The following is an 18,733-nucleotide window of genomic DNA, read 5'->3' as shown; positions in this document are numbered from 1 at the left end:
GCCCGCCCGCGCTTATGGCGAGGAAGAGGGGTTGTTTTAGGTTATGCATTTGCTATAATCCTTTTCAGGCGCCGCGCCTGCTTTCGACCCCCTGAATATCCCTCGTTCCGCCAAGTTCGTCAGGATTTCAGGGGGTTTTTGCATTCAGGGTGTGGCTTTTGCCTATCACCCTTTCCCTAGACGCTATTACCGGGAACGTCCCACCCGTATGAATACTTGTAAACGCAGGTAAATTACCACGTAGTGAAGCAACGATCAATTCCCCCGCCAATTCCCAAACGAAATGTGTAGGCCCCATTCCCGAACGAAACGCAACAAACCATCATGCGTTATGCAGCGAGTAGATACTCTAAAAATACCTCATTCGGTGAGCTGTATTCCAGAGATTTGCGCCCCCGAGTGTTGAGGATGTGCTCCAGTCTCGCAATATCTTCATCGCTGACGCCATTAAAATCGGTTCCTTTCGGGTAAAACCGCCGTATCAGACCGTTGGTATGCTCATTCAACCCCCGCTCCCAGGAATGATAAGGCCGGGCAAAGTAAACCTTTGCGCCCGTTACCTGAGTGATGTCCTTATGTTTCGCAAACTCGGGTCCGTTATCTGCCGTCAGGGTTTTAAACTCGCAGAAAGTATTCGCCACGATGTCCCTGAACGCTTCCACGACGCTCTCAGCGCACTTATTGGGGAGTTTACGGATAATGACCTGCTTTGTGGCTTTGTCCACGACCGTCAGCAGGAATGACTTCTGGTCTTTGCCAAAAATCGTATCGATTTCAACATGCCCGGGAACCTGTTTGAGTTCAGCCTCAGCAGGCCTGTGCTCAATGCCAACCCTGTCCGGGATGGGCGTGCGTCCGGGCTCACCCGTATCATAGCGATAGCGTTTACCCCGGTGAGGGAGCTGAAGGTAAAGCTTACCGCCAGCCTGTCTGTCCGAACGGATATAGCGGTAGAGGGTATTTTTGCTGACGGCGATATCAAACTGGATTTTCAGTCTCCCAGAGATAACCTCAGGGGAGGTATGTACAGCCAGCGCCTGCCGGAGAAAGTCTTGTGTCTGCTGGCCCAGAGGGAAACAGGCATTGTGTGCCGAGGTGGCGCCCCGCCGTTGTCTGGCTAAGGCATCAGCGCGTCTGGAGGAGTAAAGTCCGTTGAAGGCGGGGTCCGTATTACGTCTGAGCTCCCGGCTCAGCGTAGAGCGAGAGACGCCGAGCTCTCTGGCAATGCAGGACTGATTAACGCCTTCAGCTTTTCGTTTTTCGATGTAAAAGCGCTCATGCTGAGTCAAATGTTTTCCCTTCATGCAACAGGGTCTCCGACAGGGTCAATACGGCTATTTTATCCGTACCTGACCGGTGGGTCACTTTGTTGCATTTCGTTTGGGAATTGGCGTTATAATCCAGCGATACAAGGTGGAATGGTCGACGACAACGCCGCGCTCCGCCATCATCTCTTCTAGGTTACGTAGGCTCAGGGCATAAGCCAGATACCAGCGAACACATTGCGCGATGATATCCACGGGGTAATGCAGTCGTTTGAAGGCTTTTCGGATGAGAGGCATAGTCAGATAACATCATAAATAAACAGCATGTTAACTCATCAGCCGCTTAATGCGACAAAACCCGTGAAGATTTCCTGAACTGAAACTTACTGCTTTTTCCCCGGCGTTACTACGCCGGGGGATCCTTCTGCCAAGTCAGGAACAGTAAATGCATCAGCCTTAGAAGTTATATTTCACTCCTAGCATCACCGCCGTATCACTATACCCTTTGTTACCGACCTGCTGGCCAATATTACCCCACAGATTGAACTGCTTGCTGATTTGGCCTTCTACACCGAGCTTCAATTCACCGATATTGGCAGCACCGTCCTGTTTTACCGCCACATTATCCAGAGTAACGCCAAAGTCTTTGCTATTGTGGATCCAGTTAGCTTCAACAAACGGCTGGAATACGCGGTCCTTGCCTCTATCCTGTTCACTATAACCATTCATAAAAGCTTTCACGCCCAAGCGAGTCTGGATATTACCGTTACCCTCACCGGAGACATGAGTACCGTTGATTTCAGTGTGGTCATCGGCTTTCACTCCCATCCAGGTGAGTTGTGCCTGGGGCTGGATAAAGTAAGTGGCATTCTTGGTTTGACTTTCACCCAATTTGAAAGTGTAGCCGCTTTCAACAGAAGCGGTGAACCCCTTGGATTTATAGTCTTCAGCATGCAAGCTCTGCCCATTAACGGTATTGTTGAACCAGCTGTATTGCAGCCAACTGTCTACGTAGAAACCCGATTTATCGGCCTGATTGGCATACCAGGTGCCGTAAATGCCAGTACTGTAGCCGTCGATAGAAGCATTACTGCTATAGCCGGTCAAACTCGAGTTGGTTCGGCTTTTACTGTTGGCGTAGCCCGCCATAACCCCCAGATGCAAACGGTTGATATTGTTGCTGCTCCATTGGGCGATATCTCCCCCGAGTTGCATCACGTAACGGTTTGCCTGCGTGCTCAACTGACCTGAGTTATCTCTGGAGCGGTTATGGCCACCCTCATTCCGCAACCACAAGCTGGTGACTTTCTGTTCACCGGTCAGCACATCGATGTATTGGGTCTCACCCAACCGGTCATGCAAGCGGGTAACAAACATCGTATTGGCCGCAGCCAGGTTGGTCGCATAACCGCTGGCCTCTGGGCGTATAGCCGTGACCGAGGGTTCAGGGGTTGGGGGCGTGGGGGGAGTGGGGGGAGTGGGTTCTGGTTCTGGTTCTGGCGCGGGGGCGACATATTCACTGGTCAGATACCAGTTACCTGCATTGCTGCCCGTCCCGCGGGTCAGCGAGTAGTCATAAGCCCCCGAGACGATACGGCCATTTTTAGTGAATATACCGTCAGAAAGACCGTTGACTTCGACCAGTTCAATACCGTTCAGGGTAGCGGCACCGCTGCCACCGGCATTGGTCACACTCACCAGAGTTGTACCCGAAGTATTCCCTTGTACCACCAGTTTATCAGTCGCAGAGGTATCATCATTCAGCACCGAATTAAAACTCAGCACACCATTGTTGCCGGTATAATTTCCGTTTACGGTCAGGACCGTACCGGGGACACCGTTAAACATCACCACACCTGCATTGTTCAAGCTGGCCAGCGTCTGATCATAGCCCGCCATGTCCAGCGTTCCTGCTGCGCCTACCGTATAATCCGACACGGCACTGAACGTTCCGGTACCGCTGGCTTGTAGTGTTCCGACGTTCACATTGGTCGCACCGGTATAATTATTGGCGGTGACTAAACGGGTCGTCCCGCTGTTAATTTGATTAACGGCCACGCTCCCGGTCAATAGAGGGACGAAATCGATATCATCGGTGTGATTGAAGTTCACAGTGGCATTGCCTAAACCACCGGTTATGGAGCCGGTAGCCAAGCTACCTGACTGGCCACCATTACCGATATTTACAGTACCCGTTGAGTTAGCCAGTGTAGCCAGATTGACCGACGGCGTCGTAATAGTGCCACTGTCAGCCACAGTGATAGCACCGGAGCCACCATTTGCCACGCTGAGGACACCGGTATTGGCCCATAAGGCGTTCGCCCCTGACACCCGCGCAGAGCCATTGCTGCCAACGTTCTGACCAACAGTGCCATTGGCGCTATTAACCACCCCACCGTCAAACACATTGAGTGTACCGTTACCCGCAGCGCCAACCGCCAGTAAACTGCTGGTATTCCATTGTGAACCGGTGCCCGAAACCGTGGCAGTGCCGTTAGCACCGAACTGCGTGCCTATGTTAGCTGCATTGTCACGAGCCGTGCCGCCACTGAGGATGTTTAATACCCCTACCCCAGCTCGACCAACGTCGATGGTGTTGGTATTGGTCCAGGCCGAGTTGACACCGGTTATAGTGACAGTGCCATTCGCGCTGCCATAGTCAGCGATGACACCAACCCCACTGGTTACAACTGCGCCATCAGCCACGGTTAGCACCCCAGTAGCCGCCTCACCGATTTGTAAATAGTTCGCGTTGTTAAGCGCGGAACCGGCCCCGGTGACCAATACGGTTCCATTGCCCAGCCCTATCTGATAACCAATACTTGTAACGTTACCCCCCGCATTCACTACACCACCATTTTCAATGGTCAGATAACCTGTTCCTTGGCGACCCACCTCGAGTGAGGTACTGAAACCCGACGTCGCGAGAGTCGAGCCAACACCGGAAACCAGCACCGAACCTACTGCCCCAACACCGGAACCAATACTAAAATTAGTAAGGTTACTCAAATACCCGCCGTCTAAAATATTCATCGTCCCCATACCGCGTTGACCAATAGACATAGCCGCAGCATAGTTTAACTGAGAGCCGGCTCCAGTTACCGTTAGCGTGCCAGTATCACCGGCATCCACACCCAGTAATCCTACATAAGTGCTACTACTACTGGGCGTTGTTAGCGTACCGCCGTTGCCGATCAGTAAAGAACCGGTACCGGAGGCTCCGATATAAAATGAGCCGACGCTAATCGCCTGGCCATTAATAACAGGTGCCGTTGGGCCAGTGCTATTAATGGTGGCGCGATCCGTTGTACCAGGGACCGCATTGACATCCCAGTTGCTGGCCGTTGACCAATCAGTAGAGGTACCGCCGGTCCAGGTTCCCGGAGCAGCTTGGACGGGTCGGACGACGCTAGTCACGGTGAGTGCCAAAACGCCCCAAAGAGCTAGGCGTACGCCGGCAGAGATTGATGTCATCAAAAATGTATTGCCGGTATAGTAGATGTTAATAACCTTGCTCACAGTTGCCACCTTGATATGTATAAGAAAATTTTGGAATTTCATATTTTGAGATAGCGGACTTGATATGATCCACAAGCTATCGCGCTATCATTCTGGAACCGATGCAGCCTAATCGTTATTGCTTTCAAGCGGGCGTACAATCCATTTGGATTAACATAAAAATGAACATTCATAGATTCCACATCGCATATTTAGTTGAAAGCAACGCCATGTGTTTTTACTCATCATTTTGATTATAGAAACAGTCAAGGCCCCATTCCCGAACGAAACGCAACAAACCATCATGCGTTATGCAGCGAGTAGATACTCTAAAAATACCTCATTCGGTGAGCTGTATTCCAGAGATTTGCGCCCCCGAGTGTTGAGGATGTGCTCCAGTCTCGCAATATCTTCATCGCTGACGCCATTAAAATCGGTTCCTTTCGGATAAAACCGCCGTATCAGACCGTTGGTATGCTCATTCAACCCCCGCTCCCAGGAATGATAAGGCCGGGCAAAGTAAACCTTTGCGCCCGTTACCTGAGTGATGTCCTTATGTTTCGCAAACTCGGGTCCGTTATCTGCCGTCAGGGTTTTAAACTCGCAGAAAGTATTCGCCACGATGTCCCTGAACGCTTCCACGACGCTCTCAGCGCACTTATTGGGGAGTTTACGGATAATGACCTGCTTTGTGGCTTTGTCCACGACCGTCAGCAGGAATGACTTCTGGTCTTTGCCAAAAATCGTATCGATTTCAACATGCCCGGGAACCTGTTTGAGTTCAGCCTCAGCAGGCCTGTGCTCAATGCCAACCCTGTCCGGGATGGGCGTGCGTCCGGGCTCACCCGTATCATAGCGATAGCGTTTACCCCGGTGAGGGAGCTGAAGGTAAAGCTTACCGCCAGCCTGTCTGTCCGAACGGATATAGCGGTAGAGGGTATTTTTGCTGACGGCGATATCAAACTGGATTTTCAGTCTCCCACAGATAACCTCAGGGGAGGTATGTACAGCCAGCGCCTGCCGGAGAAAGTCTTGTGTCTGCTGGCCCAGAGGGAAACAGGCATTGTGTGCCGAGGTGGCGCCCCGCCGTTGTCTGGCTAAGGCATCAGCGCGTCTGGAGGAGTAAAGTCCGTTGAAGGCGGGGTCCGTATTACGTCTGAGCTCCCGGCTCAGGGTAGAGCGAGAGACATCCAGTTCTCTGGCAATGCAGGACTGATTAACGCCTTCAGCTTTTCGTTTTTCGATGTAAAAGCGCTCATGCTGAGTCAAATGTTTTCCCTTCATGCAACAGGGTCTCCGACAGGGTCAATACGGCTATTTTATCCGTACCTGACCGGTGGGTCACTTTGTTGCATTTCGTTTGGGAATTGGCGTTCGACCTACTTAATTTCATTAAAGATCTACTTATTCGCTGGATAAGTTCTGTGGATAACGGGGAAAACCGATAATGACCGCCCTTGCAGCGGCCAGACGGCCGCGCCGGTTCGGCATGGTCGCGATGCTCCCCAACAAACTTTAAGTAGCACCTCCGGTCTTTGCCCGGAGGCAGGGAGTCGACTGAATGCACTACAGCGAAAAGGCACTTTTCGCCCTTACCTACTTCATCGCTAAAAGTTCGCTAAAACCCTGGTCTGCCAGGAAGGGGGGGGGGGTTGTAGATACATTGTTTATCCTCTACAATGTATCTACAAATGTGAGGGGGAAATGTTAATGACAACAGTAACGCTAAAAAAATGGGGTAATAGCCCATCGATCAGGATACCAGCCAGCGTAATGCAAGCAGCAGCACTTAATGTCGAAGATAAACTCGATTTGAAAATTGATGAAGCTGGCCAAATTGTTTTAGTTCCATTGAAATCTAAAGAGTATTCACTGGATGTACTGTTATCAGGTATCACACCAGATAACGTTCACGGAAAAATAGATTTTGGTTCGCCAGTTGGAAAGGAATTGATCTAAATGGTTTCACGTTACGTACCAAACTCCGGGGATCTGATCTGGCTGGATTTTGACCCTGTAGAAGGTCATGAACAGGGAGGCCATCGCCCTGCCGTCGTCCTTAGCCCTTTTTCTTACAATAATCCCGTAGGGTTGCTGCTTTGCGTTCCGTGTACCACTAAAGCTAAAGGCTATCCATTTGAGGTAGAACTGTCGAGTAGCCGCGAAAGTGTTGCTCTTGCCGATCAAGTTACCTGTGTTGACTGGAGAGCGCGAAAAGTAACAAAAAAAGGCACTGTATTGCCTGGAGAACTTGCTGAGATCAGAGCAAAGGCTAAGGCTCTAATCGGGTGATAAATCACTGCCGCGCTTTGCTTGGCCAACACCGATCTGGCACATAAAAAATTTATGCACCCGATCGGTGTTCTTGAAAAGGATATGTGTGTATTTGAGTAAAGGTGTAATTACTCATATTTTCATTATTGTTTGTGAGCAATCGGATTGTTGTTTACGGTTTTATCATCTATAGCTTTCCGTGCTAATCGGTTTGCGAGACCAGTTTCTTTAGCTTCCAGCTCTGCTTTTTCTATTTCTAGTAACTGGTGTTCAGATAGCTTCAGTTTTTTAGCTTTTTTATAGGCTGAATGAACAAAGGTAGCTCCATCCAAAATAGCACCTTCAAAATTGGCTCCATGCAGAATTGGCCCCATTCCCGAACGAAACGCAACAAACCATCATGCGTTATGCAGCGAGTAGATACTCTAAAAATACCTCATTCGGTGAGCTGTATTCCAGAGATTTGCGCCCCCGAGTGTTGAGGATGTGCTCCAGTCTCGCAATATCTTCATCGCTGACGCCATTAAAATCGGTTCCTTTCGGATAAAACCGCCGTATCAGACCGTTGGTATGCTCATTCAACCCCCGCTCCCAGGAATGATAAGGCTGGGCAAAGTAAACCTTTGCGCCCGTTACCTGAGTGATGTCCTTATGTTTCGCAAACTCGGGTCCGTTATCTGCCGTCAGGGTTTTAAACTCGCAGAAAGTATTCGCCACGATGTCCCTGAACGCTTCCACGACGCTCTCAGCGCACTTATTGGGGAGTTTACGGATAATGACCTGCTTTGTGGCTTTGTCCACGACCGTCAGCAGGAATGACTTCTGGTCTTTGCCAAAAATCGTATCGATTTCAACATGCCCGGGAACCTGTTTGAGTTCAGCCTCAGCAGGCCTGTGCTCAATGCCAACCCTGTCCGGGATGGGCGTGCGTCCGGGCTCACCCGTATCATAGCGATAGCGTTTACCCCGGTGAGGGAGCTGAAGGTAAAGCTTACCGCCAGCCTGTCTGTCCGAACGGATATAGCGGTAGAGGGTATTTTTGCTGACGGCGATATCAAACTGGATTTTCAGTCTCCCAGAGATAACCTCAGGGGAGGTATGTACAGCCAGCGCCTGCCGGAGAAAGTCTTGTGTCTGCTGGCCCAGAGTGTAGTGGTCAACTAAAATTGGCCACGGTAGTAGACTGTTCATAGAACAGCCGTTCGGATTCATTGGGCGTTAAGCCTCCGTTGTACCAGTGCGGGCGAAGTTCGCTGTAGTAACCCGTTATATATCGGGTGATTGCATTTCTGCCCTCCCCGAAGCTCTGGTAACCTGTCGTCGGTACCCATTCGGATTTCAGACTTCTGAAAAATCGCTCCATTGGCGCGTTGTCCCAACAGTTCCCACGCCGGCTTAGGCTCTGTTTTATCCGGTAACGCCACAGCAACTGACGGTATTTTTTACTGGTGTAATGACTGCCCTGATCGCTGTGGAACATCACTCCGCCTGGGCGTCCCCTGAGTTCCCATGCCATCTGTAACGCTTTACCCGTTAGCGCTGAGTCAGGTGAAAACGACATCGCCCAGCCTATGGGCTTGCGGGCAAACAGATCCAACACCACAGCCAGATAAGCCCAGCGCTTACCTGTCCAGATATAGGTCACATCGCCACACCAAACCTCATTCGGTTGGGTTACTGCAAACTGCCGCTCCAATAGATTCGATATATCAACATGCTCCTGCCCACCCCGTTTATATTTGTGTGTGGGACGCTGGCAACTTGTCATGTTCAGCTCTGCCATCAATTTTCCGGCAAGCCAACGCCCCAGTTTTACGCCCTTATTCGTCACCATTATGGCGATATTTCGGGCACCGGCTGACCCGCCGCTAGCATGCCAGACTTCGTTAACCAGGCTGCGTTTAATGGTGCGCTCGACATCTGGGACGCGTTCTCTGTTATGCCAGTACCGATAGCTGCTACGCTGAACATCAAAAGCCTTACACAGTGCTTTTACCGAATAAAGCGCTCTCAATTTATCGACTATCGCGAACTGTTCAACGAGTCCGACATCAAGAGAGCGGTGGCCTTTTTTAGAATTTCGTTCTCCATTTCAAGACGTTGAATCCTTTTCTTCATTTCCCGAAGTTCTATTTGTTCAGGCGTCAGTGGAAGCCCAACGGGGGTTTTACCCTGACGTTCCAATCTGAGCTTACCCACCCATCGGCTAAGGGCGGAAAGACTGACATTCATGGCTTTAGCGGCCTCCGAATGAGAGTATTTCTGGTCAACAACCAGCTTTGCCGCTTCGAGTTTGAATTCAGCCGTGAAATATTTGGTCATGGATCACCTGTAAAGTTATTGAGGCAAGAATAACACCTCTGGTCAGGTGGCCAAATTCACTATGCCACTACAGAGGGACACAGGCATTGTGTGCCGAGGTGGCGCCCCGCCGTTGTCTGGCTAAGGCATCAGCCGCCAATTCCCAAACGAAATGCAACAAAGTGACCCACCGGTCAGGTACGGATAAAATAGCCGTATTGACCCTGTCGGAGACCCTGTTGCATGAAGGGAAAACATTTGACTCAGCATGAGCGCTTTTACATCGAAAAACGAAAAGCTGAAGGCGTTAATCAGTCCTGCATTGCCAGAGAACTGGATGTCTCTCGCTCTACCCTGAGCCGGGAGCTCAGGCGTAATACGGACCCCGCTTTCAACGGACTTTACTCCTCCAGACGCGCTGATGCCTTAGCCAGACAACGGCGGGGCGCCACCTCGGCACACAATGCCTGTGTCCCTCTGGGCCAGCAGACACAAGACTTTCTCCGGCAGGCGCTGGCTGTACATACCTCCCCTGAGGTTATCTCTGGGAGACTGAAAATCCAGTTTGATATCGCCGTCAGCAAAAATACCCTCTACCGCTATATCCGTTCGGACAGACAGGCTGGCGGTAAGCTTTACCTTCAGCTCCCTCACCGGGGTAAACGCTATCGCTATGATACGGGTGAGCCCGGACGCACGCCCATCCCGGACAGGGTTGGCATTGAGCACAGGCCTGCTGAGGCTGAACTCAAACAGGTTCCCGGGCATGTTGAAATCGATACGATTTTTGGCAAAGACCAGAAGTCATTCCTGCTGACGGTCGTGGACAAAGCCACAAAGCAGGTCATTATCCGTAAACTCCCCAATAAGTGCGCTGAGAGCGTCGTGGAAGCGTTCAGGGACATCGTGGCGAATACTTTCTGTGAGTTTAAAACCCTGACGGCAGATAACGGACCCGAGTTTGCGAAACATAAGGACATCACTCAGGTAACGGGCGCAAAGGTTTACTTTGCCCGGCCTTATCATTCCTGGGAGCGGGGGTTGAATGAGCATACCAACGGTCTGATACGGCGGTTTTATCCGAAAGGAACCGATTTTAATGGCGTCAGCGATGAAGATATTGCGAGACTGGAGCACATCCTCAACACTCGGGGGCGCAAATCTCTGGAATACAGCTCACCGAATGAGGTATTTTTAGAGTATCTACTCGCTGCATAACGCATGATGGTTTGTTGCGTTTCGTTCGGGAATGGGGCTATGATACTGGTAAGCTCGGGCGCACGCCCATCCCGGACAGGGTTGGCATTGAGCACAGGCCTGCTGAGGCTGAACTCAAACAGGTTCCCGGGCATGTTGAAATCGATACGATTTTTGGCAAAGACCAGAAGTCATTCCTGCTGACGGTCGTGGACAAAGCCACAAAGCAGGTCATTATCCGTAAACTCCCCAATAAGTGCGCTGAGAGCGTCGTGGAAGCGTTCAGGGACATCGTGGCGAATACTTTCTGCGAGTTTAAAACCCTGACGGCAGATAACGGACCCGAGTTTGCGAAACATAAGGACATCACTCAGGTAACGGGCGCAAAGGTTTACTTTGCCCGGCCTTATCATTCCTGGGAGCGGGGGTTGAATGAGCATACCAACGGTCTGATACGGCGGTTTTATCCGAAAGGAACCGATTTTAATGGCGTCAGCGATGAAGATATTGCGAGACTGGAGCACATCCTCAACACTCGGGGGCGCAAATCTCTGGAATACAGCTCACCGAATGAGGTATTTTTAGAGTATCTACTCGCTGCATAACGCATGATGGTTTGTTGCGTTTCGTTCGGGAATGGGGCAGTTTTCTCGGTAAATAGGGTGTTATGCAGCAAAATACCGTTTAAACCCTTGAATATCACCTGTGCTGCTGTGGCAACTAACAGAAAAAACATTTCTATGATGGCTATCATGTTTCTATCGAATTTAAAGATGATAGCCAAAAATAGTACGGAAGAATTATATTATCTATAACAAGGAGTATTAAATGAAGAAGTTATTGCTTACTACATTAATTATTGCGCCAGTATTGTTTACCCCAAGTTATGCCGCTGAAAATAATATGGCAAAAGAAGGATATACCTTCTCCAGTGATGGTGCCGTCGCAGCTCAGCAAAAAGCAGTTTATGATGTAGTTAACCGCTACCAGGATGCCCTTAATAGTGGTGATGTTGAGACCATTCTTTCCCTGTATGGCGACAAAAGCTATTCTCAATGGAATGACAAGGTGACGGCTGATACAACGGAAAAACGTCGCCAGCAATATGCTGATCTATTTAAAAACGAAAAATTTGTTACAGAATTTGGTTACGATAGTGTTTATGTTAATGGTGACATGGCTTATATCAGAACACACCACCACCTTGGTGCAGCAGTAACTGTACTTAAGGATGGTTCAAAAATACTTGATAAAAACAGGGAGATTTTTGTGTTGGAAAAGCAAGAAGGCCAATGGAAAATTGTGGTCTATACCTTTAATACCAATCCAATTCAAGGTGAGAGTTGATTCACTATGGAATAGAAAAATTATTTTATAAATAGTGACGGATAATTTCAACGCCGCGTAGTATAGGTTAAGGGATGTATAGTGAATTTTTCTTACTCACCAACAACTAATATCACGCGGTGTTTTGTGAAAGTAATAGCCCCATTCCCGAACGAAACGCAACAAACCATCATGCGTTATGCAGCGAGTAGATACTCTAAAAATACCTCATTCGGTGAGCTGTATTCCAGAGATTTGCGCCCCCGAGTGTTGAGGATGTGCTCCAGTCTCGCAATATCTTCATCGCTGACGCCATTAAAATCGGTTCCTTTCGGATAAAACCGCCGTATCAGACCGTTGGTATGCTCATTCAACCCCCGCTCCCAGGAATGATAAGGCCGGGCAAAGTAAACCTTTGCGCCCGTTACCTGAGTGATGTCCTTATGTTTCGCAAACTCGGGTCCGTTATCTGCCGTCAGGGTTTTAAACTCGCAGAAAGTATTCGCCACGATGTCCCTGAACGCTTCCACGACGCTCTCAGCGCACTTATTGGGGAGTTTACGGATAATGACCTGCTTTGTGGCTTTGTCCACGACCGTCAGCAGGAATGACTTCTGGTCTTTGCCAAAAATCGTATCGATTTCAACATGCCCGGGAACCTGTTTGAGTTCAGCCTCAGCAGGCCTGTGCTCAATGCCAACCCTGTCCGGGATGGGCGTGCGTCCGGGCTCACCCGTATCATAGCGATAGCGTTTACCCCGGTGAGGGAGCTGAAGGTAAAGCTTACCGCCAGCCTGTCTGTCCGAACGGATATAGCGGTAGAGGGTATTTTTGCTGACGGCGATATCAAACTGGATTTTCAGTCTCCCACAGATAACCTCAGGGGAGGTATGTACAGCCAGCGCCTGCCGGAGAAAGTCTTGTGTCTGCTGGCCCAGAGGGACACAGGCATTGTGTGCCGAGGTGGCGCCCCGCCGTTGTCTGGCTAAGGCATCAGCGCGTCTGGAGGAGTAAAGTCCGTTGAAGGCGGGGTCCGTATTACGTCTGAGCTCCCGGCTCAGCGTAGAGCGAGAGACGCCGAGCTCTCTGGCAATGCAGGACTGATTAACGCCTTCAGCTTTTCGTTTTTCGATGTAAAAGCGCTCATGCTGAGTCAAATGTTTTCCCTTCATGCAACAGGGTCTCCGACAGGGTCAATACGGCTATTTTATCCGTACCTGACCGGTGGGTCACTTTGTTGCATTTCGTTTGGGAATTGGCGGTGGGATTGCCGCTAAATTCCCATGATGGCATCACGACTGTTTTTCGACTGTGTATCTGTCGTCTCCTTACTATAACAGTTGACGTGCAATACAATATGTATTACATTTATTTGACTACATTTTGTAGTGCTTATATTGAGGTTAACACAATGTCAGTCAGGAAAGAATTTTTAAAAAATAGCCTTTTTAATCAGGTTGATGATAGCGTTTCAGCCCCTATATCGATCCGTCTTCCAACAGTTTTAAACAATGAGTTAGACGAACTATCTTTAAGTCTTGATCGCTCCAAGAGTTCACTTATCAGCGAGTTTATAAAAGCCGGAATAGCTGCTGCAAATGAGCTGCTAAAAGAGCACTCTCTGATTAGCGATGAAATGAAAGAGCAGTTTGTAGATCAGCGTGAGGACAACGCTGCGAGTTTCATGGATAGAAAAACCTTCATGCTAAACACGAACTACAACAACGATGAAGAAACACATTTCGATATGCTGAAAAACCAAGAGGCCGCAGCCTTTTGCAAAGGCTGGAAGGAGTACATCAGCCAGCTTTCTAAAGGCGATACGGTTTATCTGTATCAGAGCGGTGTTGGCATCATTGCTTCTGGGGTTGTGGATGGTGAGCTGGTGAAAAGCGAACACTATGGCGTTGCTGATGATAAGTATGCCAAGTCACTTAAAGACTTTAAGACTGGCTTTAAAGCTATCTCTGCCCGTCGTTTTAAAGAGTTAACCGGGGGGGGAGCTAATTTCCGTAGAACTATGGTTGAGCTTAATTCGATGCAGTCTTATGCAATAGCTCAAGAGATCGAGAGACTTACTTCCGCACCCTAAGAATAATTAGATCCTAAATCATGAGAGCACTCCGATGTATTCGCCAATTCCCAAACGAAATGCAACAAAGTGACCCACCGGTCAGGTACGGATAAAATAGCCGTATTGACCCTGTCGGAGACCCTGTTGCATGAAGGGAAAACATTTGACTCAGCATGAGCGCTTTTACATCGAAAAACGAAAAGCTGAAGGCGTTAATCAGTCCTGCATTGTCAGAGAACTGGATGTCTCTCGCTCTACCCTGAGCCGGGAGCTCAGACGTAATACGGACCCCGCCTTCAACGGACTTTACTCCTCCAGACGCGCTGATGCCTTAGCCAGACAACGGCGGGGCGCCACCTCGGCACACAATGCCTGTGTCCCTCTGGGCCAGCAGACACAAGACTTTCTCCGGCAGGCGCTGGCTGTACATACCTCCCCTGAGGTTATCTGTGGGAGACTGAAAATCCAGTTTGATATCGCCGTCAGCAAAAATACCCTCTACCGCTATATCCGTTCGGACAGACAGGCTGGCGGTAAGCTTTACCTTCAGCTCCCTCACCGGGGTAAACGCTATCGCTATGATACGGGTGAGCCCGGACGCACGCCCATCCCGGACAGGGTTGGCATTGAGCACAGGCCTGCTGAGGCTGAACTCAAACAGGTTCCCGGGCATGTTGAAATCGATACGATTTTTGGCAAAGACCAGAAGTCATTCCTGCTGACGGTCGTGGACAAAGCCACAAAGCAGGTCATTATCCGTAAACTCCCCAATAAGTGCGCTGAGAGCGTCGTGGAAGCGTTCAGGGACATCGTGGCGAATACTTTCTGCGAGTTTAAAACCCTGACGGCAGATAACGGACCCGAGTTTGCGAAACATAAGGACATCACTCAGGTAACGGGCGCAAAGGTTTACTTTGCCCGGCCTTATCATTCCTGGGAGCGGGGGTTGAATGAGCATACCAACGGTCTGATACGGCGGTTTTATCCGAAAGGAACCGATTTTAATGGCGTCAGCGATGAAGATATTGCGAGACTGGAGCACATCCTCAACACTCGGGGGCGCAAATCTCTGGAATACAGCTCACCGAATGAGGTATTTTTAGAGTATCTACTCGCTGCATAACGCATGATGGTTTGTTGCGTTTCGTTCGGGAATGGGGCAAAGGGCAGCTTCATCATCCAGCTGGAGACGGATTGTCACCCGCGGAACAATTCTATTTGTTAGCTGCCTAAAAAACCGGCAGCGCCACTTTTGCTAACTTCTCTACGCTAATGCGACAGAGCCTTATATTTTCGACAGAGCCGATCAGCTACCGCGATAGGTTGAATAACCATATTGGCTGAGCAACAGAGGAATATGATAATGCTCCTCTGTTGAGCTAATACTGAACTCTACTGGGATTTCTGGGAAAAAACTTTTCTGTTTTTGGTCGGCAAAATATTTTGCCGTTTTGAACACCACACGGTAATCACCCATTACTGGAGTTTGCTCTGGATACAGTGCTTTAATACGGCCATCAGCATCGGTAGTAGCTGTGTTCAGCATCTTCCAGCCATCATGTTGCTTTTGTTCGAGTGTCACTTCAACGCCCTGAGCTGGTTTGCCAGTTTGTTGATTTAATATGTGGGCACTTAACAGGTTTTTCCCAGCGGCCATTACCGCAGCAGGAGCGGCAAGCATTACTGCCAGAGTCAGTGCAGATAAATATTTTTTCATTTTTAATTCCCCAAGGTTAATGACGACGTCTTTTTTACACTCATTACCTATCAAAATAACTGTCAGAAAGATGACAATATTGTCAGATTAGCCAGAAATACTGGGGCAATAACTAAACGCCCCATTCCCGAACGAAACGCAACAAACCATCATGCGTTATGCAGCGAGTAGATACTCTAAAAATACCTCATTCGGTGAGCTGTATTCCAGAGATTTGCGCCCCCGAGTGTTGAGGGCCCCATTCCCGAACGAAACGCAACAAACCATCATGCGTTATGCAGCGAGTAGATACTCTAAAAATACCTCATTCGGTGAGCTGTATTCGGGGTCCGCTTGGAAAAGGGAAAATATCCTACGCTAAGACTGTTTTTTAGTCAATGAGGTGTTGGTAGCTACCCGAGTACCAACGCTGTAGCGTTTCTCCGTCCGAAATCGACCGTTTTAGTACACTGGTCCGCAGCCCTGTACAAAACTTAGTGAATTTAGTTTCGTACATGCGCTATGATTCGTACATCCATTTAGTACGGAAAATTAAACTATGTCACGCGTTTTTGCTTACTGTCGCGTATCTACCCTGGAGCAGACTACTGAAAACCAGCGCCGAGAAATTGAAGCCGCCGGTTTTGCCGTCAGGCCCCAGAGACTGATTGAGGAGCAAATCAGCGGTTCGGTGGTAGCCAGCGAGCGTCCCGGGTTTGCCAAGCTGCTTGACCGCATGGAAAATGGCGATGTGCTGATTGTGACCAAACTGGACCGTCTGGGACGTAATGCGATGGACGTACGAAAGACAGTGGAACGGCTGGCAAAGTCCGATATTCGGGTTCACTGCCTGGCGCTGGGTGGTGTTGATCTTACCAGCCCGGCAGGGAAAATGACCATGCAGGTGATTTCGGCGGTGGCCGAATTCGAACGTGACTTGCTTCTTGAACGCACTCATTCTGGTATTGCCAGGGCAAAGGCGGCAGGAAAACGCTTCGGGCGTCCACCTGCATTGAATGAAGAACAACAGCAGGCGGTGATCATTCGTCTGAAAGCCGGAGACAGCATCAGTGCTGTTGCCCGTCAGTTCAGTACGACGCGGCAAACCATTTACAGAATAAAGGCCGGAATGATTTTATAACCTGAAGGGGAAAATAATTCGCTCTGGTGTTTCATACAGACTGCCCTAGGAGGCGTTTCATGGCATCGTTAACAAAAAAACAAACGACACAACTTTCAGAGATGGGTCATGACGTGCTACTCAATATCATTCATGACCTGATACAGGATAATAAACAGGCCAGGGACACACTGGTGAATGGATATCTGTTATCAGCAGCGGAGGTACTCAAAGCCGTCGAGAAGGAGTATGCCCGACGCGCCAAAAGCAAACGTTTTTATGATTACTATGATGCCGATGCCTTTTTTGACGAGCTGGCACGCAGTATAGCGAACCCTCTTGTCGGTATCGCCCACGAGCTTCCCGAGCAAGCGGAAAGTCTGAGCATAAAAATGATGCTTGAGTTCGAAAAATTCACCGGAAACGTGGACACTTCCAGCGGAAGCTGGATGGGCTACTACACCCTTCTGTTGGATGCGTGGATGAAATCACTGGAAGCACAAAAAAACAACGATCCTGTATTTATTGCTAAAAAAATATTTACTGTTTTTGAAAGAGAACTCTATTTTGGAATTGAAATCTTTAAAAAATACCGCACGTTACTCGGTACGGATATTTTACGTGTCATCCGTGATATGTATTATCAAAAAAAACGCCCCCGAGAAGCCTTGGGTCTCAGTGTGATAATAAAAGACCTCGATTTTATGACGATGGCGTTTAAAAACGATGATTTTTGCCACACCACCCACTATTTTGATTATGCCAGATTACTTATGGAAGACCTGCGGGCCGATGAAGCGCTTGCCGTACTAAAAAATCAGCAGAATGACGACGGGGAGATCACAGATAATATCATATGGAATGAATTATTTATTCAAGCCCTGATTGAAGACGGGAGAAAAGAGGAGGCCAAAGCCCACTGTATTACAGCATTCACTTTTGAGTGTGATACACGTTTTTATCACCTGTACATAAAAGCCGGTGAGAAAGGTGTCGATCACAGCCCCGTATTCCTGAACATAGCAAAGGATATTGGGTTAGCGCCGTATATTTGTTTTGCGTCAGACATCGAACGATATGATTTAATCGACACCGCCATTATCTCCACGCCCAAAGCCAACTTCGCCGACTCGCTGGCTTATATCACACATTCATTTTTACGGATATTATCCAGCAACCTGTATAAACACGGCTATGCGCTTACGGCTACACTGTTGCGGCGTTTTTTGGTGGAGGAAAACATTCAGCAATCAAAAAGCAAATATTACAGCTATGCCGCCTCGGACATGAAAAAAGCCATCGATTATGGGGAAGGACTGGAAGAGAGCGAACAACTCCCAGGGACACTCACCTACCTCAATGCGCTCCACGAACAACACAAACGTAAAACCGCACTCTGGCCGTTGATGGTAGATAAAATCAAAGGGTTATCGGTAGGAAAAGATGGGCTCCATTACAACGTAGGTGCCTCATGACAGCACAGGAACTGTATGACTACGCGGTGTCTCTGTTGGCAAAGCGGGATTACGCATCCGGTGAATTGACGCGGGTTCTGGGTAATCTTACGGAAAATAGAGAGGATATCGACAGGGCGTTGTCGCGTCTGGTTGAGTGCGGTTATCTGGATGATAACCGCCTGATAACGCATCTGATTGAAAAACATGTTCGAAAGAAACATGGCCCGACCAGAATCAAACAGGAAATCAGGCAAAAGGGTTTTCCTCAGGAATTGGTCGAGCAGGCGTTGGAGAAAGTTGATGTGGACTGGTATGCCATGGCAAGGGAGCTGAAAGTCAGTAAATTCGGTGATGAGGTGCCGTCAGAAGCCAAAGAGAAAAACAAACAGATCCGCTACCTCCAGTACAAGGGGTTTTCGATGGACATGATATTTGAGGCATTGAGCTGATCATGGTTTGTTGTTAATCAGCGCCCCAACGAAGCGCAAATGTCGCATTCTGTAGCTCTCGCTCCCTCTGGATTAT

General features: G+C 49.1%; 18 protein-coding genes and 1 pseudogene. 10 read left to right on the top strand and 9 right to left on the bottom strand.

Translation table 11 applies throughout. From position 1 onward, the window contains the following. Window positions 1-329 precede the first annotated feature (329 nt). From ACWJJO_RS23235 to ACWJJO_RS23220, 4 genes and pseudogenes are all read right to left on the bottom strand, one after another. Window positions 330-1,304: an IS30 family transposase gene (locus ACWJJO_RS23235; RefSeq protein WP_481090518.1), complete on the bottom strand. Its 975-nt coding sequence runs from the start codon at window positions 1,302-1,304 to the stop codon at window positions 330-332. A gap of 78 nt (window positions 1,305-1,382) precedes the next feature. Further along, a pseudogene (locus ACWJJO_RS23230) lies at window positions 1,383-1,562 on the bottom strand (IS6 family transposase); the annotation flags it as partial. A gap of 159 nt (window positions 1,563-1,721) precedes the next feature. After that, window positions 1,722-4,784, bottom strand: coding sequence for an autotransporter outer membrane beta-barrel domain-containing protein (locus ACWJJO_RS23225; protein ID WP_481091663.1), 3,063 nt, complete (start codon window positions 4,782-4,784; stop codon window positions 1,722-1,724). Between the two features lie 288 nt (window positions 4,785-5,072). Next, a complete protein-coding gene (locus ACWJJO_RS23220; RefSeq protein ID WP_481090514.1) occupies window positions 5,073-6,047 on the bottom strand; it encodes an IS30 family transposase in 975 nt (324 codons plus the stop codon). Between the two features lie 426 nt (window positions 6,048-6,473). On the opposite strand from ACWJJO_RS23220, the gene ACWJJO_RS23215 reads away from it, so the two are divergent. Beyond that, window positions 6,474-6,722 (top strand): AbrB/MazE/SpoVT family DNA-binding domain-containing protein, encoded by a 249-nt coding sequence (locus tag ACWJJO_RS23215; RefSeq protein ID WP_041691825.1) that lies wholly within the window; start codon window positions 6,474-6,476, stop codon window positions 6,720-6,722. After that, on the top strand, window positions 6,723-7,055 hold the full coding sequence (gene mazF / locus ACWJJO_RS23210) for an endoribonuclease MazF (RefSeq protein ID WP_427199894.1): 333 nt from the start codon (window positions 6,723-6,725) through the stop codon (window positions 7,053-7,055). Window positions 7,056-7,180: 125 nt separating this feature from the next. On the opposite strand, the gene ACWJJO_RS23205 is transcribed toward mazF, so the two are convergent. The 3 genes from ACWJJO_RS23205 to ACWJJO_RS23195 form a co-directional block, all read right to left on the bottom strand. Further along, entirely contained in the window at window positions 7,181-7,411 is a 231-nt protein-coding gene (locus tag ACWJJO_RS23205) for a hypothetical protein (protein WP_481091662.1), read from the bottom strand. A 31-nt stretch (window positions 7,412-7,442) separates the two neighbouring features. Next, entirely contained in the window at window positions 7,443-8,228 is a 786-nt protein-coding gene (locus ACWJJO_RS23200) for an IS30 family transposase (RefSeq protein WP_481091661.1), read from the bottom strand. Next, window positions 8,194-9,359 (bottom strand): IS3 family transposase gene (locus ACWJJO_RS23195; RefSeq protein ID WP_481090614.1). Its coding sequence is split into 2 segments (ribosomal slippage): window positions 8,194-9,104 and window positions 9,104-9,359, totalling 1,167 coding nucleotides; the frame shifts between segments, so codons are not numbered across the junction. Before ACWJJO_RS23195 ends, ACWJJO_RS23200 begins: the two co-directional genes overlap by 35 nt. Window positions 9,360-9,581: 222 nt before the next feature. Between ACWJJO_RS23195 and ACWJJO_RS23190 the strand changes: the two genes are divergently transcribed. From ACWJJO_RS23190 to ACWJJO_RS23180, 3 genes are all read left to right on the top strand, one after another. Then, the gene (locus ACWJJO_RS23190; protein WP_481090918.1) at window positions 9,582-10,556 is read left to right on the top strand and encodes an IS30 family transposase; all 975 of its coding nucleotides are present in this window, start codon (window positions 9,582-9,584) and stop codon (window positions 10,554-10,556) included. Between the two features lie 11 nt (window positions 10,557-10,567). Further along, on the top strand, window positions 10,568-11,140 hold the full coding sequence (locus ACWJJO_RS23185; protein WP_481091660.1) for an IS30 family transposase: 573 nt from the start codon (window positions 10,568-10,570) through the stop codon (window positions 11,138-11,140). 223 nt (window positions 11,141-11,363) lie between these two features. Next, entirely contained in the window at window positions 11,364-11,882 is a 519-nt protein-coding gene (locus tag ACWJJO_RS23180; RefSeq protein WP_481091659.1) for a YybH family protein, read from the top strand. A 176-nt stretch (window positions 11,883-12,058) separates the two neighbouring features. Here the strand turns inward: ACWJJO_RS23180 and ACWJJO_RS23175 are convergent, their stop codons facing one another. Beyond that, the gene (locus ACWJJO_RS23175) at window positions 12,059-13,033 is read right to left on the bottom strand and encodes an IS30 family transposase (protein ID WP_481090692.1); all 975 of its coding nucleotides are present in this window, start codon (window positions 13,031-13,033) and stop codon (window positions 12,059-12,061) included. A gap of 239 nt (window positions 13,034-13,272) precedes the next feature. Here ACWJJO_RS23175 and ACWJJO_RS23170 point away from each other — a divergent pair, with 239 nt between their 5' ends. Together ACWJJO_RS23170 and ACWJJO_RS23165 are read left to right on the top strand one after the other, a co-directional pair. After that, complete coding sequence (locus ACWJJO_RS23170) at window positions 13,273-13,953, top strand: ribbon-helix-helix domain-containing protein (protein WP_023316389.1); 681 nt, start codon at window positions 13,273-13,275, stop codon at window positions 13,951-13,953. 130 nt (window positions 13,954-14,083) lie between these two features. Continuing rightward, on the top strand, window positions 14,084-15,058 hold the full coding sequence (locus ACWJJO_RS23165; protein WP_481091658.1) for an IS30 family transposase: 975 nt from the start codon (window positions 14,084-14,086) through the stop codon (window positions 15,056-15,058). Window positions 15,059-15,241: 183 nt separating this feature from the next. On the opposite strand, the gene hiuH is transcribed toward ACWJJO_RS23165, so the two are convergent. Further along, window positions 15,242-15,652 carry a hydroxyisourate hydrolase gene (hiuH, locus tag ACWJJO_RS23160; protein ID WP_481091657.1) on the bottom strand — a complete coding sequence of 137 codons (411 nt, stop codon included), beginning with the start codon at window positions 15,650-15,652 and terminating at the stop codon, window positions 15,242-15,244. A 538-nt stretch (window positions 15,653-16,190) separates the two neighbouring features. Between hiuH and ACWJJO_RS23155 the strand changes: the two genes are divergently transcribed. From ACWJJO_RS23155 to ACWJJO_RS23145, 3 genes are read left to right on the top strand one after another with little or no spacing between them, the layout of a single operon-like run. After that, window positions 16,191-16,772 carry a recombinase family protein gene (locus ACWJJO_RS23155; protein WP_481091656.1) on the top strand — a complete coding sequence of 194 codons (582 nt, stop codon included), beginning with the start codon at window positions 16,191-16,193 and terminating at the stop codon, window positions 16,770-16,772. Window positions 16,773-16,831: 59 nt separating this feature from the next. Beyond that, window positions 16,832-18,226: a DUF6880 family protein gene (locus ACWJJO_RS23150; RefSeq protein WP_481091655.1), complete on the top strand. Its 1,395-nt coding sequence runs from the start codon at window positions 16,832-16,834 to the stop codon at window positions 18,224-18,226. After that, window positions 18,223-18,657 carry a regulatory protein RecX gene (locus ACWJJO_RS23145; protein WP_481091654.1) on the top strand — a complete coding sequence of 145 codons (435 nt, stop codon included), beginning with the start codon at window positions 18,223-18,225 and terminating at the stop codon, window positions 18,655-18,657. The genes ACWJJO_RS23150 and ACWJJO_RS23145 overlap by 4 nt, the downstream gene beginning before the upstream one ends. Window positions 18,658-18,733: the final 76 nt, after the last annotated feature.

The sequence above is a fragment of the Yersinia antarctica genome (assembly GCF_056636475.1).
Note: the sequence above shows the minus strand (reverse complement) of the source record. Positions and strands in the feature narration are given on the sequence as shown.